This window comes from Plantactinospora solaniradicis (assembly GCF_042658085.1).
In the GTDB taxonomy this organism is placed as follows: domain Bacteria; phylum Actinomycetota; class Actinomycetes; order Mycobacteriales; family Micromonosporaceae; genus Plantactinospora; species Plantactinospora solaniradicis.
In genome coordinates this window covers 66939-90777 of sequence record NZ_JBHSPR010000037.1, presented here as the reverse complement: position 1 = coordinate 90777, position 23839 = coordinate 66939, and the positions used below count along the sequence as shown (strand labels likewise).

The following is a 23839-nucleotide window of genomic DNA, read 5'->3' as shown; positions in this document are numbered from 1 at the left end:
CGGCGGAGACGGCGGGTCGACCGGCGCGGATCTGAGTCACCAACGTGAATGACGTTGGCCGAATGATAGGTACCGGTGGACGTACTGTAAAGAGTCCTTACATTGGGTGACGGCCGTGGGGCGTGGGACGACCGCTCCCGGTCGTCGCGATCGGACGGTGTGACCCGTCAGGGCGAGGCGAGGTCGAGGACGGCGAGCTGGAGCTGCCGGAGCCGGTCCGGTGCGGCCACGACCTCGATCGCGGCGATCCGTTCGCCGACGACCACCACCCTGAGGGCGAACAGCAGGCGCCCGCGCGGCGCGACGACGATCCCGACGGCGCCGTCCACCAGAGCGGGACGGGCGAAGCGGGCCCGGCCGGTGTTGGTGAGGGTCTCCTCGGCGACCGTCCGTGCGCCGTGGGCCTCGGTCGCCGCACCCTCGCGCAGCGCGCCGGGGTCCGCCCGCCGGACGACGTCCGGGTCCAGTACCGCGAGGAGGGCGCCCAGGTCACCGGCGCGGGACGCGGCGAGGAACGCCTCCACGACCTTCCGCTGCCGGTCGAGGTCGGCGGCGGGAATGGTGGTCGTGCCGTGCACCCGGCGACGGGCGCGGCTCGCCAGCTTCTTCGCGGCGACCGGCGACCGGTCGACCACCTCGGCGATCTCGTCGAACGGCACGGCGAACAGGTCATGGAGCACGAAGGCGATCCGCTCGGCGGGTCCGAGGGCGTCGATCACCACGAGCAGGGCGAGCCCGACGGAGTCGGCCAGCACCGCCTCGGCCTCGGGATCGGTGGCGTCCCGGGCGACCAGACGCTCGAGGTCGGCCAGATCGGTGAGCTCCTCGCGGCGACGGGCCCGGGTACGCAGCATGTCGAGGCAGACGCGCCCGACGATGGTGGTCAGCCAGCCCGTCACGTTGACGATGGCGGTGCCGTCGACCCGGCTGGCCCGTAGCCATGCCTCCTGCACCGCGTCTTCCGCCTCGTCGGCAGAACCGAGCATGCGGAATGCGACCGCCCGTAGATGGCTGCGGCACCGGTCGAACTGCTCGGCCAACTCGGCTTGATTCTGCATGGGTCACCTTTGCTCGTCGCGGTCCGTCATACCGGGTGGAGGAGATGTACGACGGAGCGACGAGGAGACGCGTGACCATGCTAATGCTTGGCGGCCGCAGGGCCGAGGAGGGTGTCGACGGGCTGGATCTCGCGCACCCGCTCGCCTCGTACGGCCCCGCCGGCTGAGCCGGCCGCGTGCGGCGTCGCCGCTTTCTTTCTTTCTTTCTTTCTTTCCCATTCCACGAGGATCTGTATTCGAAGGCGGGTATCCGCATGTTCACTGCCTATGTCATCGTCACCGTACTGGCCGCCGCCTTCAGCGCGTTCTCCGCCGTCGCCGGCTTCGTCCGGCCCAAATGGATTCTCGACAACATGACCCGGTACGGCGTGCCGCACTCGTGGCTGTTCTCGCTGAGCGTGCTCAAGGCGGCGGGCGCGCTCGGCCTGCTGGTGGGCATCGGCGTGCCCGCGATCGGGGTCGCGGCCTCGATCGGTCTGGTGCTGTACTTCGTCGGTGCGATCGCGGCCGTCGTGCGCGGGCGGGTGTACTCGCACCTCAGCTATCCGGTGCCGTTCCTCCTGCTGGCGGCCGGCTCGCTGGGGTTGGGACTGGCCACGGCCTGACCCCGGGGGATGTCCGCGGCCGCGATGTCGTCGACGAGGCAGGGCGTCGAGGAAGCCGCCGGCCGTCACCGCCGCCGGCCTTCTCCGCCACCGGCGTTGACCGGCCGCATTGGGCGTTGATACCTTTCAATCTCGTTGATACCTTTCAATGTATCGAGGTCTTCGCCCGGCTAGGAGAACACCGTGTTGCGAGCAGCCTGTACCCGCGTGGTCGTCGTCTCCTACGGGGCGGTGCTGGCCCTCGCCGCCACCGCGGTGCCGTTGGCCGCCGCGCCACCGACCGTTCTCCCGTCGACGGCCGGGCCGGTCGCGCCGGTCCGGCCGGCGGCCGCGGTGCCGGCGTTCCCGGGCGCGGTCGGCTTCGGCGCCACCGTGACCGGCGGCCGGGGTGGTGCGGTCTACCACGTGACGAACCTCAACGACTCCGGACCGGGATCGCTGCGCGACGCGGTGAGCCAGGGCCCCCGGATCGTGGTGTTCGACGTCGGCGGGTACATCGAGCTGGCCTCGCCGCTGAGCATCAAGAGCAACATCACCGTCGCCGGGCAGACCGCGCCGGGCGACGGGATCGCGACGCGGGGGTACCAGGTGTCGCTCTCCAACGCCGACAACGTGATCGTCCGGTACCTGCGGTTCCGGCACGGGTTGACGCCGAACCAGAACCGCGACGGCATCACCATCAACGAGGGCAGCAACCAGATCTTCGACCACGTGTCGGTGTCCTGGGGGCGCGACGAGAACTTCTCCATCAACAGCAGCACCAACATCACGGTGCAGAACTCGATCATCTCCGAGGGACTGGACCCGCACTCCTGCGGCGGCCTGATCCAGAGCGACGGCGTGACCCTCTACCGCAACCTGTACGCGCACAACAAGACCCGTAACCCGAAGGTCAAGGGACGCAACCAGTTCGTCAACAACGTCGTCTACAACTGGGGCTCCGACGCGTACATCGAGGGCGACTCCGCCGGACGCAGCGACGCCAACGTCATCGGCAACTACTTCGTCAAGGGCCCGTCGACCGGCTCCAGCGGCCCGTTCACCCGGGGCAACCTCAACTTCCACATCTACGCGGCCGGCAACTACTACGACTCCGACAAGAACGGGGTCCTGGACGGCCGGGCCACGACCACCGCAGACCTGGGCAACGTGGTGGTGGAACCGTCGCCGTTCGCCTTCCCGGCGGTCCCCGAATCGTCCGCGGCAGCCGCCCACGCGGCAGTCGTCGACCAGGCCGGAGCCTCGCTGCGGCGGGACCAGGTCGACCGTCGACTGATCACCGAGCTGACCCGCCAGACCGGCGCGATCATCACCGATCCCGCCGCGGTGGGCGGCTTCGGCACCCTGGCCGGTGGTACGGCCCCGGCCGACGGGGACCGGGACGGTATGCCGGACAACTGGGAGCGGTCCAACGGGCTCAACCCGGCGAGCGCCGCCGACGGCGACGACATCGGCGCCGACGGGTACAGCAACGTCGAGCGGTACCTGAACGGCCTGGCCCGCTGAGGAGACGGCTCGACCACCGAGGCGACCCGGGACACCTGGCACGGTTCTCCCTCCCCGCAGGGGCGGTGCGGAAGATCGTCGCCGTTCTATGCTGGCCGGATTCGAGCTCCGGCTTCGAGCGCCGGCTCCCGACACGATGGACCGATGGTGCGACCGAGAACCACGATCGGACAGACCTCCAGACTCTCCACGGTGGCCGCGTTCCGGCTCTTCCGGCGCGATCCGCTCGCCCTCTTCGCCGAGGTCGCCAGCAGGCCGGACGGCGTGGCCCGCGCCGACCTGCTCGGGCGGAGCATGGTGTTCATCACGGATCCGGACCACGTGCGGCACGTCCTGAAGGACAACCACCGCAACTACGACAAGAACGCTCCCATCTACAACGTGGCCCGACCGTTCCTGGGCGCCGGCCTGACGGTGTCGCCGGGTGGCGAGGACTGGTTGCGCCGACGCCGGCTCGTGCAACCCGCCTTCCACCGGCAGCACGTCCGGATGGCGGCGGACATCACCGAGAGTTGCCTCGCCGACACGCTCGCCGACTGGCGGGCGTACGCGGACTCGGGCGCCGAGGTCGATCTTTCGCTGGAAATGACGCGGCTGTCCATGCGCGTCGCGTGTCGCAGTCTGTTCGGAGTCGACGTGGTCGGCGACGTGGCCGAGATCGCCCGCAACCTCGCCTTCGTCGCCGGGTTCGTGGCCGAGTTCCTGGCCCGACCCTTTCCGCCGCTCTTCGTTCCGACCCGCCGCAACCGGGAGTTCCACCGGGCCATGCGTCAGGTCCGCGACCTCACTGCCGAGATCGTCCGGAGCCGGACGGGTGCGGCGGTGCCGGCGGAGGCCACCGGCCTGCTGTCGGGGCTGCTCGCCGATGCCGAGGCCGGTGGATCGACGCCCGATCAGGTCCGCGACGAGCTGATCGGCCTGTTCTTCGCGGGACACGAGACGCTCGCACACACCCTGACCTGGTGCTGGTACCTGCTGGCCCGGAACCCGGCCGTCGATGCCCGACTGCGGACGGAGCTGACCTCCGTGCTCGGCGGTCGACCCGCCACGTTTGCCGACCTCGGTGCGCTGCGGTACACCCGGCTGGTCGTGGACGAGGCGATGCGGCTCTATCCGGTGGTGTGGATCATGATGCGTCGCGCTCTCCGCCCCGACGTGATCGCCGGGCACCGGATTCCCGGTGGCGCGCTACTGGCCTGGAGTCCCTACGTCGGCAACCGGCACCGGAGGGTGTGGTCCGAGCCGGACGAGTTCCGCCCCGAACGCTTCGCCCCGGACGCCGACGGCCGGGGACCGGCGCACTCGCGGCATTCGGTTCTTCCGTTCGGTCTGGGGCCCCGGGCGTGTGTCGGGGCGGACTTCGCCATGGCGGAGGCGTGCCTGGCCGTTGCCACCCTGGCCCAGGAGTACCAGCCGGTGCTGCTCGACCGGACGCCGGTCCGTCCGGAGCCGTCGATCACGCTGCATCCACGCGGCGGCCTCCCGTCGGTGCTGCGGCGCAGGGCCGGACACGGCGTGGCGGTGGCCGCCTCGTGACCCCGATCGGCACCCGGGGATGACGTCCACGGCCGGTACCAGCCCCTACCTGCTGGGCGCCTTCGCGCCGCTGCGGGAGGAGGCGACCGAGCACCGGCTCGTGGTGACCGGGCGGGTGCCGGACGAGTTGGACGGCCTGTTCACCCAGATAGGTCCCTCGCCGGTACGGCCGCCGCGCCACCGGTCGGCGGAGCGGTACCCGTGGCTGCTGGCGGACGGACTCGTCTGTGGCGTACGACTGCGGGGCGGCCGGGGACTGTGGTTCCGGAACCGGTGGATCCGGTCCCGGCGGGTGGCCCGCGCACTGGGTGGACGGCGTGCCCCGGGGCCCCGGCACTTCCCCGTCGACACCGTCAACACCAACGTCGTCTCCCACAGCGGCCTGGTCCTGGCCCTGGTGGAGTCGGGCTGCCTGCCGGTGCAGCTCAGCAGCACTCTGGACAGCGTCGGCTACACGGACCTCGGTGGGCAGTTGCCGCGCGGCTTCTCGGCGCATCCGAAGCTCGACCCGGAGACCGGGGACCTGCACGTGTTGGCCTACTCGCCGTTGCGTACCTGGGCCGAATACCTCGTGCTCGCCCCGTCCGGACGGGTGCGGACGGTACGGCGTGTTCCGCTGCACGGGCGCCCGATGCTGCACGACATCGCGCTGACACCGAACTACGTGCTCTTCTTCGACCTGCCCGTCCGATTCGACGGCGTCAAGGGGCTGCGCGGCGGGTTCCCGTACCGGTGGCGTGACGAGCACCAGTCCCGGGTCGGTGTGCTGCCTCGGGCCGGCGGTGCGATGCGGTGGATCGCCATCCCGCCGTGTTTCGTGTACCACGTCGTCGGCGCCGAGGAGATCTCGCCCGATCGGATCGTCGTCCGCGCGATCCGGTACGCGCGACTCTTCGACGAGCACACCGAGGATCCCTTCGGTCGGCCGGGAACCTTGTGGGAGTGGGATCTCGACCTGACGGCCGACTCCGCGCCGGCCCGACAACTGGACGGGCGGCCGAGCGAGATGCCCCGGATCGATCCCCGTCGGCAGGGTCGGGCGCACCGGTTCTACTACGCGGTGACGGCGACGACGAGCCAGGCGGTACGGACCCACGCGCCGGACGGCCTGGTCAAGTACGACCTGCGACGGCAGGCCGGTGAGGTCCGGCGGCTGCGCCCGGGTGACGCCACCACCGAGGCCGTGTTCGTGCCCCGGGCCGACTCGGCCGCCGAGGACGCCGGCTGGATCCTCCACTTCCGGTACGACGGCGACCGGGACGCCAGCGATCTGGTGGTGTTCGACGCGGAGGACTTCACCGGTCCTCCACTCGCCACCGTCCGGCTGCCCGTCCGCGTTCCGGTCGGCGCGCACAGCACCTGGATTCCCGCCGCCGACCTGGCGTCGACCCCCGGCACCGGCCCGGGCCACGAAGCCCCGGGCCACGAAGCCTCGGCCTAGTCGGCATCCCGCCGACCGGCTCAGGCCGCGCCGTCCGGCTCAGACCGCGCAGTCCGGCTCAACCGGCTGCCGGCGTCCGCGAGATGCGGGCGGGCAGGGACGCCTCGCCGCTGTCGGTCGTGGCGTCCGTGCCAGTGTCCCGGTCGACCTCGATCCGGCTCACCGGTGCGACCACCAGGTCGTGTATCCGCCAGTCGAAGTTCCGGGCCCAGCGGCCGAGTTCCTCCAGCCGCTCGACGAGCCGGTCGGTGCCGGCAGCGGGTACGACGAGCAACTCGCCGACGAAGACGTGCCCCTCCTCGCGCAGCCGCACCCAGGCGTCGGCGACCCAGTCGTGGTCCCGCACCGCGACGAGCAGGTCGCCGGGCAGCGGATGTGGCCGACGCTCGTCGACCGTCCGGGGGCGGTTGTCCATCAGGCTCGCCACCGCGCCCCGGGTGGTACGCAACCCGTCGCGGAGGATGTCGCCGCCGATGACGAGTGCGGCCACCGCGTCGGCCCACCACAGTCCGGCGCCGATGCCCAGGACGCCGAGAACGGCGGCGCCCGCCGTCAGCCAGTCCGCCCGGTTCATCTCGGCGTCGGCGTAGAGGACCTTGTCGTGCAGCTGCCGAGCGAGTTTCTGCTTCGCCCGGCCGAGCAGGATCGCCGGCACCATCGTGACGGTCAGCGCGGCGATCATCAGCCAGCCCAGCCAGAAGCGATGCCCGAACAGCTCGATCAGCCCGATCGGCGGATGTTCCCGGGCGATCAGACGGGCGAGTGAGTCGTAGACGACGTACCCGCCGAGGCCGAGCAGGGCGACGGCGCCGGCCAGGAACGCCACGCTGACCGAGCGGTGGTACCCGTACGGAAAACGCTCGTTCGGGCGCCGGTTCCGGAACCGGGCGGCGATCAGGAACGCGGCCGGCGGAACCAGGCCGAGCATGTCCTCGATCCAGGCCGCCTTCATCGCCTGGGACTGGCCGAGGGTCAGCGCCAACAGCGTGACGGCGCCGACGAAGAAGGCGATGGTCCACCACTCCAATCGGACCGCGCGGCGGTGCAGCGCCGCCTTGTCCGCCGGCAACTCGAAACGGTCGTAGAACCTCACGGCGTCGTCCCGGTGGCTTCGGCCGCCACGAGCAGGCGTTCGATCTCGTCGTGGGAGAGCGCCAGCAGGAAGTGTTCCACCTCGACCTGCCAGCCGTTCTCGCCCGGCGGCACCGCCCAGACATGGTCGTGGCTGGCGAGTTCGTGCGGGGTGCGACGCAGACCCAGTTCCCCGATCCGCCATTCTCCGACCACGACCGGCAGCCCACCGGAGGCGGCCACGTCGGTGACGGGTACCGCGATCGCCTCCTCGGCGGCGAGCGCCGCGACCTCCGCGGTGCCGGCCGGCACCGCGACCCGTACCCCGGCGAGGTCGGCCGGCACCGCCAGGTCGGCGGGGGCGGCGACCACGGTCCGGGTGGTGACGTAGGGCCGGGTGAGCGACGCCTCCCTCGTCCACGGGGCGTCCGCGTCCAGGCCGCCGACCACCAGGTCGAGTACCCGGTCGTGGAGCGCGGGCATCAGCGTCGACTCGGCACCCGGATGCCACTCCACCCGCGATCCGAGCTGCTGGGCCAGCCGTTCGACCAGCCGCGCCTCGGCGCCGTCGACCGTGCCGTCGCCGGCCACCCGCGTCCACGGCCGGTTGTCGGTGACCCCGACCCGCAACACCCCACCCCGGACGTCGTCCAGGGTGCCGGCGGTGTCCCGGGGCCACTGACAGCCCCCGACCAGCAGCCCGGTGACGGCGAGCAGTGCGGTCAGGCGCCGCATGGGACCTCCTCCGGTTCCGCGCGGTGACGCCGTCGTCGGGCGGCGTCCACCACGGGCTCCCTCTACCCAGGAGCCACGGGCTCCTTTTACCCAGGAGCGGCCCTCCGGTACCGTCCGGGCAGCTGGTGGTCGTCCACGTACGACGGCCAGGTGGCGCACTCCCGGCGGATGTTGTCCACCGGGAGCACGCCACCTGGCCGGTCAGCCCCGGCGGCCTACCCCGGTCGGGGTTCGGGCCGGCGGGTCCTCCCTCCGCTAACCGCCGGTGATCACGAAGCTCGATCCCGGCTGGATCACGATGTTGCCGGTGGCCGAGTTGGTGATGGTGACATTGGTCAGCGTCGCGCTGCCCCGGGCGCCGCTCATGGCGAGAATGCCGGCGCCGTTGTTGGACTTGTCGATCCGGACATTGCTGATCACGACACCGGGGACGTTGCCGCCGCCGGTCTTGAACTGGATGCCGTCGTACGTCGAGTCGTGGATGTCGGTGTCCCGGATGGTGACACCGGGGATGTCCCGGCTGGCCGCGAAGAGCGTGATGGCGCCGAACTCCTGTGCCTCGTTCCAGAAGGCGCCGCCGGTGCGGTAGAGCCCGTTGTTGGCGATCAGCGTCTGCCCCGAGAAGGGCAGCGGGTCGTGGTCGGTCGCCAGCATGATGCCCGGGTAGTTCGCGGTGTCGTAGATCAGGTTGTTCTCGATCGTGTTGCCGTAGCCGCCGTAGATCGCGATGCCGTTCGCCCGCCAGGGCAGCTGGATCGTGTTGTTGACGAAGTGGTTGTCGTGCCCGATGTCCACCGAGGTGTCCCGGACGTACCGGCTGGCCCAGACGGCCAGGGCGTCGTCGCCGTTGGTCCGGAACGACGAGTTGAACACCCGGGAGTTGCGGGTGCTGTTGGCGAAGTTGATGCCGTCGGCGTACGTGTTCCGGATGCGCATGCCGGTGAACTCGAGCCCGTCACCCGGATTCCAGTACGCCGGCGTGTCGCTGTAGTCGCGGCCGACCCAGGCGCCGACGTTGACGTGCTCGATCCAGACGTTGCTGATCTTCGTGTTCTTGCCGAGCCGGCCGTTGATCCCGTGTCCCCGGTTGGCCCGGTTCGTCGTCATTCCGAAGATCGCGATGTCGGAGATCTGGGTGTTGTCGTCGATGTCGAAGCCGACGTTGCCCTCGTGCGGGTGGTTGATGTTGCCGACCACGTTCTGCGGCTCGGTGTTCGTGTAGAGCTGCGAGTGCCACATGCCGGCGCCGCGGATCGTGACGTTGCGGATGCCCCGCTGGTTGTACTGGCCCCGGCCCGGGTCCGGCGAGAGGATCTTCTGCTCCTGCCGCCACTGGCCGGCCGGGATCCAGACACAGCTGATCACGCCGTTCTCGTCGTCGGTCACCGCACGCTGGATGGCGGCGGTGTCGTCGACCCCGTCGTTCGGGACGGCTCCGTACGTCGTGATCGAGGTGCACCCGGCGGGCTGGCTCAGTGCCGGCGCCACCTGCTCCAGGTCGACGAGGTCGATGATGTAGAAGGAGGCGTTGTCGCCCGCGTCGCGTTGCAACCGGAACCTGGTGCCGGACGGGTACGACTGCGACAGCAGCGCGTGCGACTCGTCGAACAGCCGGCGCGCGTTCGCCTGCGGGGTGTTCGACAGGCTCTCGGTGTCGTCGGTCAGCCCGTACAGCCAGCTGTTGCGCGAGGAGAGGGTCAGCTTGCGGTTGAAGGTGCCGTTGACGTACAGGCTGATCGTGGCCTCGGTTCCACCGCCGCCCGCCGAGTCGGGGATGGAGTTGCGGACCACGATCGAGTTGGCCTGGTTGGTCGAGGTGAACTCGACGTACTGTCCCTGGCTGTTCAGGCGTACCGACTTGCGGCCCGAGGACTCGGAGGCGAAGTTGGTGTGCCCGAAGGTGCGCTTCGGGTCGGCCTCCAGCAGGGTGCCCTGGTAGCTGGCGGCCTCGGCCTCGTACTCGGTGTACGGCACGGCCGCGCCGCGCCCGACCACGATCGACTGGGTGCGTACGTTGTTGGCCTCGTTGGTTTCCGCGACGACTCCGGTCGCGTCGGCGGTGGCGGTGATGGTGGCTCCGCCGCTGGTGGCGGTCCAACTGCCGCTGATCGCCACGTTGCTGGTCGCGCCCGCCGCGATCGACGGGGTGTTGGTGTTGAGCGTGGTGCTGCCCACCGTCAGCCGGGTGACCGTGGTGGCACCCGTCGCGGCGGTTCCACGGTTGTTCACCGCCACGGTGAAGGTGACCGCCGCCCCGACGGCCGGGTTCGGCGGGTTGGAGCTGATGCTCAGCACCTGGAGGTCGGGGCCGGGGGCCTGGGTGACGACCAGGGGCGTGGCGGCGGTGAAGCTGTTGTTGCCGTTGTTCTGCTCGACGACCGTGTTGGTCGGGTCGACCACCGCCGAGACGCTGTAGCTGCCCATCGGCCGGGTTCCGGCGTTGAACGAGACCGTGGTCGAGGCGCCGGCGGCCAGCGCGCCCACCGGAGCGCTGCCGACGACCGTGCCGGCCAGGCTGAAGTTGACCGTGGTCGCGCCGGCCGCGGCCGACCCCACGTTCTGCACCGTGGCCGAGAGGGTGACGGCGGTGGCCTCGTTCGGCGACGCGGGCGTCCAACTCGCCGCGTTGACGACCAGGTCGGGGTTGGGCGCGGGCGTACCGCAGACCTCCAGTTCGGCCACCTGGCCGGACGGGGCACCGGTGTTGGAGTTGAACCGTAGCTGCACGTCCGCCGTGGTCGCGCCGACCGGGATGGCCACCACGTTGTTGCCCTGGACGAACTGGTAGTTCGCCGCCGACACCAGGTTGGTGTAGGCGGTCGAGGCCTGGTCGCGCCCGAGGATCTGGAAGTTCTGGGTACGGGTGCCCCAGGCCGGATCCGGGTTCAGCTTGACGTTCACCGCCGTGATGGAGTGGTTCGCGCCCAGCGAGACGGTCAGGGTCTGCGGGTAGCCCGCCGCGCCCTCCCAGTAGGTGCCGAGCTGTCCGTCGTTCGCCTTGTCCGGGGTGAAGGTGAAGGTGGAGCCGCTCGCCGTCATGGGCTTGCCCTGCGCCACGTTGGTGCAGCCCGGCAGTTGCGTACCGGTCCGGGTGGTGGTGTTGCTGTTGCCGGACAGGTTGCCGGCGCCGTCCCGCGCGCGGACGTAGTACGACACGGTCGCCGTCGGCGGCTGGGTGTCCTGGTACGTGAGAACGGTGCCCAGGGTCGCGACCAGGTTGCCGGCGCGGTAGACGTTGTACCCGGCCAGACCGCTACCGCCGGAGTCGGTGGAGGCACCCCAGTTCAGCGTGATGGTGTTGCCCGAGCTGCTGTGCGACAGCGTGCCCGGGGTGGTCGGCGCGGTGGTGTCGGTCGAACTGCCCGCCCCGTAGACCTCGAGTTCCGAGAGCTGCCCCGCCGGCCATCCGCTGTTCGCGGTGATGTTGATCCGGACGTAGCGGGCGGCGGCCTGGCTGAAGTTGACCGTGACCGAGTTGCCGCTGGCCGGGTTGAAGGTGTGGGTCTGGGCCGGGGCCAGGTCACTGAACGAGGTTCCGTTGGTGCTGCCCTGCACGCTCAGTGTCTGTGTGCGGGTGGCCCAGCCGGAGGTCGGCAGCTTCAGGCCGACGCTGTTGACGGTCATCGACGAGCCGAGGTCGACCTGCACCCACTCGGGAAAGGCGTTGTTGACGCTCTCCCAGTAGGTGCCCTGGTTGCCGTCGACGACCCGGGACGAGTCGTAGACGTCGGCGTGGCCGCTTTCCTGAGTGGGACGACCCAGGGCGAGATTGGTGGCCGCGATCTGGGCGCCGTCCGGCCTCGCCGAGGCTGCCTTCCCGACCGGGAGATCGGGTCCGGCGGCGGCGTTCGCGACGGTTGGCCACCCCACGGCGGCGATCAGGGTGGCCGCGACTGTCGTCGCCGCCACCCTGATCAGGTTCGGTCGTCTCATCACTGTCCTTCCTGTGCGGGGGTATCCGCGGGTGGTCTGGTCCACCGTGGCGGGGCGTGCGTCGGTACGGCGCCGGTCGGGCTGGATGCGGCGAGCGGAACCCGGCGTCGATGGTCGGAGGAAGCGCGGTGGCGACGGGCGGAACCCGGGGCGCGCGGGGTCGGCGCGGACGACCCGGGGGGAGGGTCTTCCGGAAGTTGCACGAGCAAGTAGCAAATCAAGCATGACTTTGTCGCAATCTTGCAGCGCGTTGGGGGCAAGTATTACCGACATGCTACGAAGGCGTCAACACATTCGCATGAATGAGTAGAAAGCGACGCGGGACCGGGGGTCTTCCCTGGTCAGCCCAGTCCGGGTCGGAGATCCCGGTGACCGCTACGCCGTCTAACTGGCGGGGGAGGCCGGACCCGGTCGGGCGTACTGCTCCACCCGGGCCGGCAGGCGCCGGCCGGGCACGCCCATGGGGTACGCCATCACTTCGATATCGGGAAATGTGTGACTGCGCCCCATGTCGTCGGTTCGTCTCACGGCCGTAACGTCGCGGCAACCTGAGGGTGGCCCACCCCACACCCACCCGCACTGCCGCCGGAGGCCAACCATGCGCCACAGACCCGTCCTGGCCCGCCTCGTGCGGGCCGCCCTCGTGCCCGTACTGGCCACTGTGGCCGTGCTGGCCGTCGCCGCACCCGCCCGGGCCGCCAGTCTCACCCAGGTGACCGGCTTCGGTTCCAACCCCGGCAACCTCACCATGTACGCCTACCGGCCGGACGGCCTGCCCAGCGGAGCGCCCGCCGTGGTGCTGCTGCACGGCTGCGCCCAGAACGCGAACGGCTACTTCGGCAACTCCGGCTGGCGCAAGTACGCCGACCAGTGGGGATTCGCGCTGATCGTGCCGGAGCAGAAGTCGGCGAACAACTCGACGTCCTGCTTCAACTGGTTCGAGCCGGGAGACACGGCGCGGGGCCAGGGCGAGGCGTTGTCGATCAAGCAGATGGTCGACCACGCCCGGACCACCTTCGGCACCGCCGCCAACCGGGTGTACGTCAGCGGCCTCTCCGCCGGCGGTGCCATGGCGTCGGCGATGCTGGCCAGCTATCCGGACACCTTCGCGGCCGGGTCCATCGTCGCCGGCATCCCGTACCGGTGTGCCACCAGCATGGTCAACGCGTTCAGCTGCATGAACCCGGGTGTCGACCGGACGCCGGCGCAGTGGGGCGATCTGGTCCGCAACGCGTACCCCGGCTACACCGGCCAGCGCCCGAAGGTCGCGATCTGGCACGGCACCGGCGACTACACCGTCGGGGTGGCGAACGCGGCCGAGTCCCGCGACCAGTGGACCAATGTGCTCGGCGTGTCCCAGACCCCGTCCGGCACCTCGTCGCTGCCGGGCGGCACCACCCTGGAGACGTACGGCGCCGACCAGGTACGCCTGTACCGGGTGGCCGGGATGGGACACGGCACGCCGGTCGACCCCGGCTCCGGAGCCGAGCAGTGCGGGACCGCGGCGGCGTACTTCCTGGACACCATCTGCTCGGCGTACCGGGACGCGATCTTCTTCGGCCTCGGCACCGGCGTGGAGCCCGAGGACCCGGGGGAGGAGCCGGGTGACCCGGGCGAGGACCCGGTCTGCGTCACGGCGACCAACTACGCGCACGTCCAGGCGGGCCGGGCCTACCAGTCCGGCGGCTACGCCTACGCGGTCGGGTCCGGAGCACGAATGGGCCTGTACAACGTCTTCGCCAGCACGACGCTGCGGCAGACCGGTCCCGGACACTGGGTGATCGGCTGCTGAACCGTCGGGCCGGCACGCGCTCGCTCCCCGTGTGCCGGCCTGGCGGGCCGACGGCCCGATGGGCCGTCGGAAAGGGGCTCCCGGGTCGACCGGCGACGGTTCGTTCGGCAGTGGCCCGCGCGTCCCCGGTGCTCTACCTTGTGCGGAGACATCAAGAACGACGCGGACAGCGGCGAGAGAGATCGGATCCACATGGGTGGGAGCGTGCCGGCATCGGGTCAGGCGTCCAGGATCGACACGACCGTCCCGCACTCGGCGCGGACCTGGAACTACTGGCTCGGCGGCAAGGACAACTTCGCCATCGACCGGCAGGTCGGAGACCAGATCCGGGAGGTCTACCCGGACATCGTCGACATCGCCCGGAACTCGCGCGCCTTCCTCGGTCGGGCCGTCCGTCATCTCGTCGGCGAGGCGGGAGTACGCCAGTTCCTCGACATCGGCACCGGCCTGCCGACGGCGGACAACACCCACGAGGTCGCCCAGCGCCTCGATCCGACCTGCCGCATCGTGTACGTCGACAACGATCCGCTCGTCCTGGTGCACGCCCGGGCACTGCTCGTCGGCGCACCTGAGGGAGCCACCGCGTACATCGACGCCGACGTGCGGGACCCGGACAGTATTCTCGCCGTCGCGGCCGGAACCCTGGACTTCGACCAGCCCGTCGCGATCATGATGCTCGGCATCCTGGGCCAGGTTCTCGACGACGGCGAGGCGCACGGGATCGTGCGCCGGCTCCTGGCGGCCGTACCCTCCGGCAGTTACCTGGTGTTCGAGGACGGCACCCGGATGGTGCATCCCGAAGCCGCCGACAAAGCTGCCCGACTGCGTGCCGAGGCCGGGGACCCCTACCGGCTGCGCAGCCCGGAGGAGGCCGCGCGGTTCTTCGACGGCCTGCGACTCCTCGACCCCGGCGTCGTCTCGGTCACCCGGTGGCGACCGGACCCCGACCCGGACGGCCCACCCGCCGAGGTCGACGCGCTGGGCGCCGTCGGACGGAAGCCGTAGAACGGATCGTCGTCGACCGTCCGGGCCCGGCACCACCGGACCCGGCATCCGGCGCCGACGCCGGCTTCGGACCGCTCAGCCGTCGGCTCCGTTCCGCTCAGCCGTCGGCCGCGTCGGGGGTACGGCTGTCGGCCACCGCCGCAGGAGCGTCGGCGAGCGAGAACCTTTCGCGCAGCCGCGAGTAGAACTGCGAGGTGCGCAGGCGTACCAGGTTGGCCGGCTGTGCGGCGGGCTGGACCGTCACCCAGTCGCCGGGATCGAGTACGCCGCGCAGTTGGCCGTCCACGCTGACCGCGACCTGGCCCGACTGCTCGAGCACCCGTACCGTCACGGCCTCGTCGGCGGCCAGCACGAGGCTGCGGTTGAAGACCATGTGCGCGGCGACCGGAGTGAACACGAGCGCTCTCAGCCGGGGGGACAGGATGGGGCCGCCGGCGGCGAAGTTGTAGGCGGTGGAGCCGGTCGGGGTCGCGACCACCAGCGCGTCGGCGGAGTAGGACGCGAACAGCGTCTGGTCCAGGTACACCCCGAGGCTGGCCTGCCGGTCGCGGGCGAGCTTCTCGAGAACTATGTCGTTCAGGGCGGTGACGTCGAGGGCCACGCCCGGCTGGTGGTCCGGGTCCGGGGTACGGGGCAGCGGCGGTGGTGGCGGTAGCAGCGGCCCACGCCCGTAGCGCAGCAGCGCCTGCATGTCGTCGGGGATCTCCAACGGCCGGGAGGCGCACAGCGTGAGCATCATTCGCTTGTCGAGCTGGACGCGGCCGGAGAAGAACGCCGCCAGCGCGGTGTCGATCTCGGCGGGTTCGACCTCGGTCAGGAATCCCACCCGGCCGACGTTGATGCCGAGCACGGGTACGCCGTCCTTGGCCGCGATCCGAGCGCCCCGGAGGAACGTCCCGTCCCCGCCGACCGTGACGACGAGCGCCGGATGCCCGGCCGCCTCGGCCTCGTCGCCCGCGTTGCGGCGATGGCACTGTTCCCGGTCCTGCGACCACACGTCGATGTCGCTGACGTCGACGGAGTGCGCCGCCGCCCAGCGGCGGACGGTGCCGGCGGCCTCGACCGCAGCGGCCCGTCCCTCGTGCACCACCAACCCGATCCGCCTGCCTGCCATGCGCGCTCTCTCGCCTTCACATCCGCTGCTGGTCACCGCGTTCGCCGGCCCTCGGGGGTGAACGATCCTGTCGCAGTCATGGCTACTACCTTGCCCTGGTGTGCTGATCCGACCGCGCCGAGGCCGGTCGTCGGGCGATCAGGATTCACTGCTCGTACCGTCGGCCAGGAGGTTGGCGTTACGGCGGTGACATCCTGGCTTTCGACGCTGTGCGGATGAATCTCCGACTGGGTGAACGCCTGACCGCCGTGGGCCGGCTCGGTGGCATTGCCGCCGCCGTCGTTGCCACCGTCGCCGCGACGAGCATGTTGCCCGCCGCCGGGCACGGCCCCGGGCAGGTCGGCACCGGTAAGCGCAACGGTGGCGACATCAGGATGAACGAGGTCCAGTTCATGGGGGCGCACAACGCCTACCACCGGGAACTGCAGGGCGCCGAGCTGGCCGAGATGATCAAGGTCGACCCCACGTACCCGGCCTGGGGGTTCTACTCGCACGCCGCGATCCCCGACCTGCTCGGTCGGCAGAACGTCCGCGGTCTCGAACTGGATCTCCTGCCCGACCCGCAGGGCGGGCTCTACCGGTACCCGCTGCTCCGGAAGGCGGCCGGACTGGGCCCGATCGACGACCCCGCGATGGCCACGCCCGGGATGAAGGTGATGCACGTCGCCGACGTGGACTACGGCAGCACCTGCCTGACGCTGGTCAGCTGTCTCAGCCAGGTGCGGAACTGGTCACGATCCAACCCCCGGCACGAGCCGATCCTCGTCCAGCTCGAACTGAAGCAGACCGAGGACGTGGTGGAGCGTGCGGGCGGGGCGGTCAGCCCGGCGTGGAACGGGGCTCTCCTGGATGACATCGACCGGGAGATCCGGTCCGTCTTGAGCGAGAAGACGCTGATCACCGCCGACGACCTGCGTCGCCCCGGCCTCAGTCTGGAGCAGTCCGTGCTGAGGTACGGCTGGCCCACCCTCGAGGACGCGCGTGGCAAGGTGATGTTCTTCTTCGACAACGGCGGACCCGGCACCATCCGGGACATGTACCTGACCGGGCACCCCAACCTCGAGGGCCGGGCGGTCTTCACCCGGGGCAACCCCGGCAGCCCGGACGCGGCCGTCACGATGGTGAACGATCCCCGGGGGGTGAACGAGGCGACCATCCGTGACCTGGTCGACCGGGGATACCTGGTCCGTACCCGGTCCGACGAGCCGCTCGGGACCGTCATGGACGAGGACTTCGGCCGGTTGGAAACCGCTCTGGCCAGTGGTGCGCAGTTGGTGACAACCGACTTCCCCACGGTGGGCATGGCGGCCCGGTACGACAGTGACTTCGTCGCGGAACTTCCGGGTGGGGCGGTGGTGCGGTGCAATCCGGTTTCCGCTCCGAGGAACTGCCGGGACGACAAGCTGCGGCGGTGACCGTCGACTGATATCCCTCGCAGCGGCGGGTCCCGCAGCGGGCGGGCGTGGTCACCGGCGTCGCGTCGGACCGGCGTCGGTGACCGGACCGGTGGACTCGCGCACCGTGAGGTGGGTCGGCAGCATCACCGACCGGCGTGGACCGGGCGGCGTGGTCCGCTCGGTCAGCCGGGACAGCAGCATGGACACGGCGACCCGGCCGGCCTGGTCGATCGGGGCGGTGAGGGTGGTCAGCGGCGGATTGCAGAAGTCCGCGCCGAAGATGTCGTCGCAGCCCACGACGCTGAGGTCCTCGGGCACCCGGATGCCGCGTTCCCGGAACCGGGTGAGCATGCCGATGGCGAGCAGGTCGTTGAAGGCGACGCAGGCCGTGGCCCGGGTGTTGACCACCGCGTCGGCCGCGGCGGACCCGGACGGGCGCTCCGGCGGGAAGGGGCCGACCCGGCGGACCTGTAGTCCGTGACCGGCGGCGGTGGTGCGCATGCTGTGCCAGCGGGCCTCGTTGGGCCAGGACCGTACCGGTCCGGAGACGTAGACGATGTCCCGGTGCCCGAGCGAGATCAGGTGTTCGATGGCCTGGCCGATTCCGGTGGGGGTGTCGATCACCACGCTCGGCACCCCGCGCGCGGTGCGGTTGACGGTGACCAGCGGTATCTCGGCGGCCAGGCCGACCAGCTCCCGTTCGGAGAGCCGGGACGCGGCGAGGATGGCGCCGTCGAGGGACTGCCGCATCCGGTGCAGCGTCTGGGCCTCGAGTTCGCCGGAGTCCTCCACGTCGATCAGCAGGTGGGCGTAGCCGGCGGCCTTCAGGCCCTGTTGGGTGCCGCGGATGATGCCGAAGTAGAACGGGTTGGTGACGTCGGAGACGAGCACCGCGACCGTCCGGGTACGACCGGAGGTCAGCGCGCGGGCCTGGGAGTTCGGTACGTAGTTGAGCTCCCGGGCCGCCGCCTCGATCCGCTGCCGGGTGGCCGGGTTCACCCGGCCCGGTCTGGTGAGGGCGCGGGAGACCGTGGACGCCGCCACGCCGGTGACCGCGGCGATGTCGTTGATGGTGACCGGGCGGGCCCGCTTCGGTTGTCGAGGGCTGTCCACGAGCCACAGACAAGCACAGATGGCAAAAGTTGGCAAACGATTGCCACCAGGTTGCCGGGCTGTTACGGTCCCCTTAGTCCGCCGTCAATACAAATACTCTAATGCCGTCGCGGCCCGCCGCACGGCATCGGATGTCTGCATTCCCTGACGAGGAGCACGCAGATGACAGCGAAACGCGTTCTCATCGCGCTGTCCGGCGCGATCATTCTTGGGACGACCCTTTCCGGCTGTGGTTCCGACAGCGGCTCGACCAGCGGTGGAGAGACCCTCAACGTACTCGTGCAGGCAAACTCGATCTATCCGGAACAGCAGCGGAAATGGTTCGGCGACATCTCCGCCCGGTTCGAAAGGGAATCGGGGGCGAAGGTGAACTTCGAAACGTTCGCCACGCCGAATGACGAACTCACGAAGATACAGACCTCCGTACTGTCGGGACAGGGACCGGACATCTATTCGATCGGGACGACGTTCACTCCCACGGTCTACGCCACCGGCGCCTTTCTCGAACTGACCGGGGACGACTGGGCCAAGGTCGGCGGTCGGGACAAGTTCCTGCCCGCAACCCTCGGCATCTCCGGCCCCGACCGGGAGCACGAGGTGGGCGTTCCGTTCACCAGCCGCCCCTTCGTGATGGCGTACAACACCGAGCTACTGGCGGCGGCCGGGATCGACAAGCCGGCCGAGAGTTGGGACGGCCTGCGTGACCAGGCGAAGAAGCTTACCACCGGCAGCACCTACGGTCTGGCGGTCGCCTACGCCGACAGTTTCGATCCGTGGAAGTTCATCTGGGCGATGAGCCTCCAGGCGGGGAATCCACTGGTGAGCGGCGGCAAGGCGCGGCTCGACGATCCGACCGTGCGCACCGCGTACCAGACCTATCTCGGCTGGCTGGCGACCGACCGCGTCGTCGACCCGGCCGCCGCCGGCTGGAAGAACGCCCAGGCGATCGCCGCCTTCGGCGCGGGCCGGGCAGCCTTCCTGCCGATGGTCTCGGCGACCTCGAAGGTCACGCTCGACTCCTCCGCCGTGGCCGGCAAGTACGCCTACGCGATCATGCCGACCATCCCGCCGGGCCTTTCTGCCAGGCCCGCCAGCGGGCAGGGCGCCACCAGCATCCTGTCCGGGGACAACCTCGTGGTGGCCCGGTACACCAAGCACAAGGACCTGGCACTCGCCCTGGTGAAGATGTTGACCAGTCCGGAACTCCAGGACGTCTACTACCGGACCTTCGGTGAGCTGCCCACCAACGCGACCGCCGCGACGGCGTTGCAGTCCGATCCGGCGCTGGCGGCGATCGTCGACTCGGCCGGCAAGGCGGTCGGGACACCGTTCAGCGGAGCGTGGAGCCAGGTCCAGCTCGCCCTGGTCAACGTGGTGGTGCAGTCCATCCCGAGCCTGTCCGCCGGCACGGTCGACGACGGCAGGCTCGGCACGCTGGTGGCACAGGCCCAGTCGACCGCCCAGGCGGCACTCGACAAGGCCAAATGACGTCGGGACGGACCGGCTGATGACCACCTCGACACCGGCCTCCCGGCACTCCGCACCGGCGGACCGACCGGACCGGGGCGTACCGCCCGAGCCCGTCCCCGTCCGCCCGGCCCGAGCCCGTCGGCCCACCCGGGGCCGCCGGTCCAGCCGTCGGCACCGCCCGCTGTGGATGCTGGCACCGGGCGCGGTGCTGACGATCCTGGTGGTCGTCGTACCACTGGTCGTGGCGCTGCACATCTCACTGCTGGACCTCGACCAGTACTCGTTCCGGCAGTGGGTCCGCGCGCCGTTCATCGGTCTCGGCAACTACACCGAGGCCGTACGGCAGTCCGGGGCGGTGCACGCGATCGGGCTGAGCACGTCGTACGCGGCGATCGTGACGGTGCTGACCCTGCCCATCGGGGTCGCGGCGGCCCTGGCGACGCAGAACTCCTTCCGGGGCCGGGGACTGGTCAGGTCCGTCTTCCTCATCCCGTACGTCCTGCCGGCTTTCGTGGTCGGCACGGTCTGGCGGATCATCCTGCAACCGGACGGGGTGGCCAACGGCATGCTGGCCCGGCTGGGCGTCGACGGCGGCCTGTGGCTGAACGGACGGCAGAGCTTCTGGGCGTTGGTGATCGTGCAGATCTGGTCCAGTTGGCCGCTGCTCTACCTGCTTGCCCTCGCGGGCCTGCAGTCGGTCGATCCCGTGGTGCACGAGGCCGCCGCGCTCGACGGCGCCGGCTGGTGGGTGAAGCTGCGCTACGTCATCTTCCCGTACCTGCGGGGGCCGGTGTCGCTGGCCGTGATCATCGCGTTCCTGCACAACATCAACAACTTCACGCTGCCGTTCGTGCTCTTCGGCGTGCCGAGCCCACGGGACGTCGAGGTGCTGCCGGTGCTGACGTACGTCGAGAGCTTCCAGAACTTCCGGTTCGGCCTGAGCGCGGCGATGGCGGTGCTGTCCCTCGTCCTCATCGCCATCCCGCTGGCCGGCTACCTGCGCGCCGTGAGACTCGACGTCGGCACGGAGAGTGCCGGGAAGGAGGGCGAGGCATGACGGTCGGCACCACTGGGCTGCCGCGTGGCCGACCCGGTCGGGTACGCGGGCCCGGCGCGCGCCGCACCGATCGCACGGTCACCCGGCTCCTGCCCGGACCGCTGCGGGTGCTGGTCATCGTCGTGCTGCTGGCGGTCGTCCTGGGGCCGGTGCTCTACATGGTCTTCGCCTCGGTGAGTTCGGACCTGTCCGTGGCCGAGGGCGCGTTCCTGCCCACCCAACTCGACCTCGGCAACTACCTGCGGATCTGGTCGACCGTCGACCTGGGCCGGGGCCTGGCCAACAGCCTGCTGGTCGCCGGAGCGGTCGCGACCGCGTGCGCGTTCGTCTCGCTCGGCAGCGCGTACGTCCTGGTCCGGCACGCCTTCCGGGGGCGGCTGGCCGTCCTGCGTGGCCTGCTGGCCCTGCAGAGCATCCCGGGCACGTTGATGCTGCTGCCGGTCTTCGTGCTGTTCGCGAGCGCGGCGCAGGTGTTCGGGGTGCCGGTGATCGGGACGCGGTGGGCACTGTTCGTCACCTACCTGACCTTCGCGCTTCCGTTCTCCACCTGGGTCATGGTCACCTACCTGCGTGGGCTTCCGCCCGAGCTGGACGAGGCCGCGCGGGTCGACGGCGCCTCCTCCTGGCAGGTCCTGACCCGCATCATCCTGCCGCTGAGCTGGCCGGGCCTGGTCGTCGCCGGCATCTTCGCGCTGCTGCTCGGCTGGAACGACGTGCTGTTCGCGTCGGTGATGACCAACCCCGACACCAGGACGGCGGCGGTGGCGCTACAGGTGTTCGGCGCGACCCAGGAGGGCGGCGCCATCCCGGTCTACGGCCAGTTGATGGCGGCGGCACTGGTGTGTGCCGCCCCGGTCGTGCTGCTCTACCTCCTCTTCCAGCGCTACCTGATCAGTGGGCTCACCTCGGGAGGAATCAAGTGACGACGTGGCGTACCGACACCGGTGCGGGTGCCGGGCCGATTCCGGTCGCCATCGTGGGCGGCGGCGTCATCGGCCACAACCACGCCGCCGCCATCCTTCGGCATCCCCGGTTGCGGATCGCCTGCGTCGTCGATCCGGCGGCGCTGGCCGGCCGGGGGCTCGCCGAGCGGGTGGCGGCGCAGACCGGCGCGGAGCAACCCGCCCGGTACGAGTCGCTGACCGACGCCCTCGCCAAGCAGGAGATCGGCCTGGTCGTCATCTGCACCCCGAGCGGGACGCATGCCGGCCTCACCGAGGAGGCGCTCGGCGCCGGCAAGCACGTCGTCATCGAGAAGCCGCTGGACGTGTCGCTGCCCAGGGCACGGCAGCTCACCCGGCTGGCCGCCGACGCGCAGTCGCGCGGCATCGTCTGCTCGGTCATCAGCCAGCACCGCTTCGACCCGGCGAGCATCGCGGTGAGCGAGGCGATCGCGGCGGGCCGGCTCGGCCGGATCACCTCCGCGGTGGCGTCCGTCGCCTGGTGGCGCGGCCAGCGGTACTACGACTCGGCCGACTGGCGGGGCACCTGGGATCTCGACGGCGGCGGCGCCCTGATGAACCAGGCGGTGCACACGGTGGACCTGCTGCTGTGGCTGCTCGGTCGGCCGACCGAGGTGTTCGCGTACACGGCCCTGCTCGCCCACGAACGCATCGAGGTGGAGGACGTGGCGGTCGCGACGATCCGGTTCGCCTCCGGCGCGCTCGCCGTGCTGCACGCCAGTACCGGCGCCTACCCGGGGTTGTCGGCCCGGCTCCAGGTGCACGGGACCAGAGGCTCGGCGATCATCGACGGCGACCAGCTCGAGTACCTGCACGCGGCCGGCGACACCGTGGAGGATCCGGAGGATCCGGAGGATCCGGTCAACCAGGCGGCCGAGGCGCTGCCGGCGGCAGAGTTGCGCGGCGCGGCGAAACAACCCGACAGCTTCGTGCTCGGGCACCTGCGGCAGTACGCCGACATTGTCACGGCAATCGACCGGGGTGAGCCGCCGAGCATCCGGGTCGAGGACGGGTTCACCGTTCTCGCCGTGGTCAAGGCGGTCTATCTCGCCGCGACCCTGGGCCGCCCCGTCCCGGTCGACGACGTCCGGCAGGGACTGCTCGACCACGTACCGGTGCGGTCGCAAGGGTCGGGGGAGCGGGGGGAGCAGCGGTGAGGTTCTCGGTCTTCACCGCGTCCACTCCGCAGTGGACCCCGGCCGAGGTGGCGGCCATCCTGGCGTACCAGGGCTGGGACGGTGTCGAGTGGCGGATCACCGACCAGGCCGACGCGCCCGATCCGGGATTCTGGGCCGGCAACCGCGCGACGTGGCCGCTGACCGGGCTGGAGGAGAGCCTGCCGGCGATCGCCCGGATCACCCGGGAGGCGGGGCTCGGGCTCTCGGGCATCGGGGGCTACGTGCCCAGCCGGGACCACGCGGGCGTCGAACGGATGCTGGCGGCCACGGCGGCGCTCGGCGCGGGTCGGGTCCGGGTGACGATGCCGGCCATCTCGGACGGGAACTACCGGGAGCTGTTCGAGGCCACCCGCCGGGACCTGGAGTGGGTGGCCGGACGTGCCGCCCGGCACGGCGTCACCGCGCTGGTCGAGCTGCACCACCGCACCATCGTCGCCTCGGCCTCCGCCGCGATCCGGCTGGTCGACGGGCTCGATCCGGTACACGTGGGTGTCATCCACGACCTCGGCAACCTGGTCATCGAGGGCCAGGAGGACCACCTCGCCGGCTTTCAGATCCTCGGTCCCTACCTCGCGCACGTGCACGTCAAGAACGCCGCCTGGCGTCCCTCGGGGTACGCCGCGGACGGCTCGACGACCTGGGCGGAGGAGTGGGCGACGCTGCGCGACGGGCAGGCCGACGTCGAGGCGTACCTGCGGGCGTTGCACCGGCACGGCTACGACGGCTGGGTGACCGTGGAGGACTTCTCGACCGTACTGCCGCTGGAGGATCGGCTCCGCGACAACCTGGCCTACCTGCGGGCGATCCAGCGGCGGATCTGTGACGTACCCGCCGACACCACCGGCGGATCGGCCGGCGACTGATCC

The 23839-nt window shown here is 70.6% G+C and carries 18 protein-coding genes; 12 read left to right on the top strand and 6 right to left on the bottom strand.

What is annotated here, in order from left to right:
* Nucleotides 1–167 precede the first annotated feature (167 nt).
* A complete protein-coding gene (locus ACFP2T_RS31920; protein WP_377428329.1) occupies nt 168–1058 on the bottom strand; it encodes a sigma-70 family RNA polymerase sigma factor in 891 nt (296 codons plus the stop codon).
* Nucleotides 1059–1312: 254 nt separating this feature from the next.
* Here ACFP2T_RS31920 and ACFP2T_RS31915 point away from each other — a divergent pair, with 254 nt between their 5' ends.
* From ACFP2T_RS31915 to ACFP2T_RS31900, 4 genes are all read left to right on the top strand, one after another.
* Complete coding sequence (locus tag ACFP2T_RS31915; protein ID WP_377428327.1) at nt 1313–1663, top strand: DoxX family protein; 351 nt, start codon at nt 1313–1315, stop codon at nt 1661–1663.
* Between the two features lie 183 nt (nt 1664–1846).
* Nucleotides 1847–3169, top strand: a complete 1323-nt coding sequence (locus ACFP2T_RS31910; RefSeq protein WP_377428325.1) for a pectate lyase family protein — start codon at nt 1847–1849, stop codon at nt 3167–3169.
* Nucleotides 3170–3313: 144 nt separating this feature from the next.
* Complete coding sequence (locus ACFP2T_RS31905; protein WP_377428323.1) at nt 3314–4705, top strand: cytochrome P450; 1392 nt, start codon at nt 3314–3316, stop codon at nt 4703–4705.
* A gap of 19 nt (nt 4706–4724) precedes the next feature.
* Complete coding sequence (locus ACFP2T_RS31900; protein WP_377428321.1) at nt 4725–6146, top strand: carotenoid oxygenase family protein; 1422 nt, start codon at nt 4725–4727, stop codon at nt 6144–6146.
* Nucleotides 6147–6204: 58 nt separating this feature from the next.
* On the opposite strand, the gene ACFP2T_RS31895 is transcribed toward ACFP2T_RS31900, so the two are convergent.
* From ACFP2T_RS31895 to ACFP2T_RS31885, 3 genes are all read right to left on the bottom strand, one after another.
* Nucleotides 6205–7239, bottom strand: a complete 1035-nt coding sequence (locus ACFP2T_RS31895; RefSeq protein WP_377428319.1) for a cation diffusion facilitator family transporter — start codon at nt 7237–7239, stop codon at nt 6205–6207.
* Nucleotides 7236–7952, bottom strand: a complete 717-nt coding sequence (locus ACFP2T_RS31890) for a substrate-binding periplasmic protein (protein WP_377428317.1) — start codon at nt 7950–7952, stop codon at nt 7236–7238. Before ACFP2T_RS31890 ends, ACFP2T_RS31895 begins: the two co-directional genes overlap by 4 nt.
* 255 nt (nt 7953–8207) lie before the next feature.
* Nucleotides 8208–11885, bottom strand: a complete 3678-nt coding sequence (locus ACFP2T_RS31885) for a CARDB domain-containing protein (RefSeq protein ID WP_377428315.1) — start codon at nt 11883–11885, stop codon at nt 8208–8210.
* Between the two features lie 598 nt (nt 11886–12483).
* On the opposite strand from ACFP2T_RS31885, the gene ACFP2T_RS31880 reads away from it, so the two are divergent.
* Together ACFP2T_RS31880 and ACFP2T_RS31875 are read left to right on the top strand one after the other, a co-directional pair.
* Entirely contained in the window at nt 12484–13677 is a 1194-nt protein-coding gene (locus tag ACFP2T_RS31880; RefSeq protein ID WP_377428313.1) for an extracellular catalytic domain type 1 short-chain-length polyhydroxyalkanoate depolymerase, read from the top strand.
* Between the two features lie 204 nt (nt 13678–13881).
* Nucleotides 13882–14682 (top strand): SAM-dependent methyltransferase, encoded by an 801-nt coding sequence (locus ACFP2T_RS31875; protein WP_377428311.1) that lies wholly within the window; start codon nt 13882–13884, stop codon nt 14680–14682.
* 97 nt (nt 14683–14779) lie between these two features.
* On the opposite strand, the gene ACFP2T_RS31870 is transcribed toward ACFP2T_RS31875, so the two are convergent.
* The gene (locus ACFP2T_RS31870) at nt 14780–15796 is read right to left on the bottom strand and encodes an NAD(+)/NADH kinase (protein WP_377428309.1); all 1017 of its coding nucleotides are present in this window, start codon (nt 15794–15796) and stop codon (nt 14780–14782) included.
* 215 nt (nt 15797–16011) lie between these two features.
* Here ACFP2T_RS31870 and ACFP2T_RS31865 point away from each other — a divergent pair, with 215 nt between their 5' ends.
* Nucleotides 16012–17211, top strand: a complete 1200-nt coding sequence (locus ACFP2T_RS31865) for a phosphatidylinositol-specific phospholipase C1-like protein (protein WP_377428307.1) — start codon at nt 16012–16014, stop codon at nt 17209–17211.
* Between the two features lie 51 nt (nt 17212–17262).
* Here ACFP2T_RS31865 and ACFP2T_RS31860 read toward each other — a convergent pair whose 3' ends face one another.
* The gene (locus ACFP2T_RS31860) at nt 17263–18306 is read right to left on the bottom strand and encodes a LacI family DNA-binding transcriptional regulator (protein ID WP_377428305.1); all 1044 of its coding nucleotides are present in this window, start codon (nt 18304–18306) and stop codon (nt 17263–17265) included.
* 162 nt (nt 18307–18468) lie between these two features.
* Between ACFP2T_RS31860 and ACFP2T_RS31855 the strand changes: the two genes are divergently transcribed.
* The 5 genes from ACFP2T_RS31855 to ACFP2T_RS31835 are packed head-to-tail and all read left to right on the top strand — an operon-like array spanning nt 18469 to nt 23836.
* Nucleotides 18469–19794 (top strand): ABC transporter substrate-binding protein, encoded by a 1326-nt coding sequence (locus ACFP2T_RS31855; RefSeq protein ID WP_377428303.1) that lies wholly within the window; start codon nt 18469–18471, stop codon nt 19792–19794.
* Nucleotides 19795–19813: 19 nt separating this feature from the next.
* Nucleotides 19814–20833, top strand: a complete 1020-nt coding sequence (locus tag ACFP2T_RS31850; protein WP_377428301.1) for a carbohydrate ABC transporter permease — start codon at nt 19814–19816, stop codon at nt 20831–20833.
* A complete protein-coding gene (locus ACFP2T_RS31845) occupies nt 20830–21756 on the top strand; it encodes a carbohydrate ABC transporter permease (RefSeq protein ID WP_377428299.1) in 927 nt (308 codons plus the stop codon). The genes ACFP2T_RS31850 and ACFP2T_RS31845 overlap by 4 nt, the downstream gene beginning before the upstream one ends.
* Nucleotides 21753–22952 carry a Gfo/Idh/MocA family protein gene (locus tag ACFP2T_RS31840; protein ID WP_377428297.1) on the top strand — a complete coding sequence of 400 codons (1200 nt, stop codon included), beginning with the start codon at nt 21753–21755 and terminating at the stop codon, nt 22950–22952. Before ACFP2T_RS31845 ends, ACFP2T_RS31840 begins: the two co-directional genes overlap by 4 nt.
* Nucleotides 22949–23836 carry a sugar phosphate isomerase/epimerase family protein gene (locus tag ACFP2T_RS31835; protein WP_377428295.1) on the top strand — a complete coding sequence of 296 codons (888 nt, stop codon included), beginning with the start codon at nt 22949–22951 and terminating at the stop codon, nt 23834–23836. The genes ACFP2T_RS31840 and ACFP2T_RS31835 overlap by 4 nt, the downstream gene beginning before the upstream one ends.
* The last annotated feature ends 3 nt before the right edge of the window (nt 23837–23839 follow it).

Bases quoted from the DNA above. Each gene is read 5' to 3' on its own strand.
- ACFP2T_RS31920 (WP_377428329.1), bottom strand. From the start codon at position 1,058: ATGCAGAATCAAGCCGAGTTGGCCGAGCAGTTCGACCGGTGCCGCAGC.
- ACFP2T_RS31915 (WP_377428327.1), top strand. From the start codon at position 1,313: ATGTTCACTGCCTATGTCATCGTCACCGTACTGGCCGCCGCCTTCAGC.
- ACFP2T_RS31905 (WP_377428323.1), top strand. From the start codon at position 3,314: ATGGTGCGACCGAGAACCACGATCGGACAGACCTCCAGACTCTCCACG.
- ACFP2T_RS31900 (WP_377428321.1), top strand. From the start codon at position 4,725: ATGACGTCCACGGCCGGTACCAGCCCCTACCTGCTGGGCGCCTTCGCG.
- ACFP2T_RS31890 (WP_377428317.1), bottom strand. From the start codon at position 7,952: ATGCGGCGCCTGACCGCACTGCTCGCCGTCACCGGGCTGCTGGTCGGG.
- ACFP2T_RS31885 (WP_377428315.1), bottom strand. From the start codon at position 11,885: ATGAGACGACCGAACCTGATCAGGGTGGCGGCGACGACAGTCGCGGCC.
- ACFP2T_RS31880 (WP_377428313.1), top strand. From the start codon at position 12,484: ATGCGCCACAGACCCGTCCTGGCCCGCCTCGTGCGGGCCGCCCTCGTG.
- ACFP2T_RS31870 (WP_377428309.1), bottom strand. From the start codon at position 15,796: ATGGCAGGCAGGCGGATCGGGTTGGTGGTGCACGAGGGACGGGCCGCT.
- ACFP2T_RS31865 (WP_377428307.1), top strand. From the start codon at position 16,012: ATGAATCTCCGACTGGGTGAACGCCTGACCGCCGTGGGCCGGCTCGGT.
- ACFP2T_RS31855 (WP_377428303.1), top strand. From the start codon at position 18,469: ATGACAGCGAAACGCGTTCTCATCGCGCTGTCCGGCGCGATCATTCTT.
- ACFP2T_RS31850 (WP_377428301.1), top strand. From the start codon at position 19,814: ATGACCACCTCGACACCGGCCTCCCGGCACTCCGCACCGGCGGACCGA.
- ACFP2T_RS31845 (WP_377428299.1), top strand. From the start codon at position 20,830: ATGACGGTCGGCACCACTGGGCTGCCGCGTGGCCGACCCGGTCGGGTA.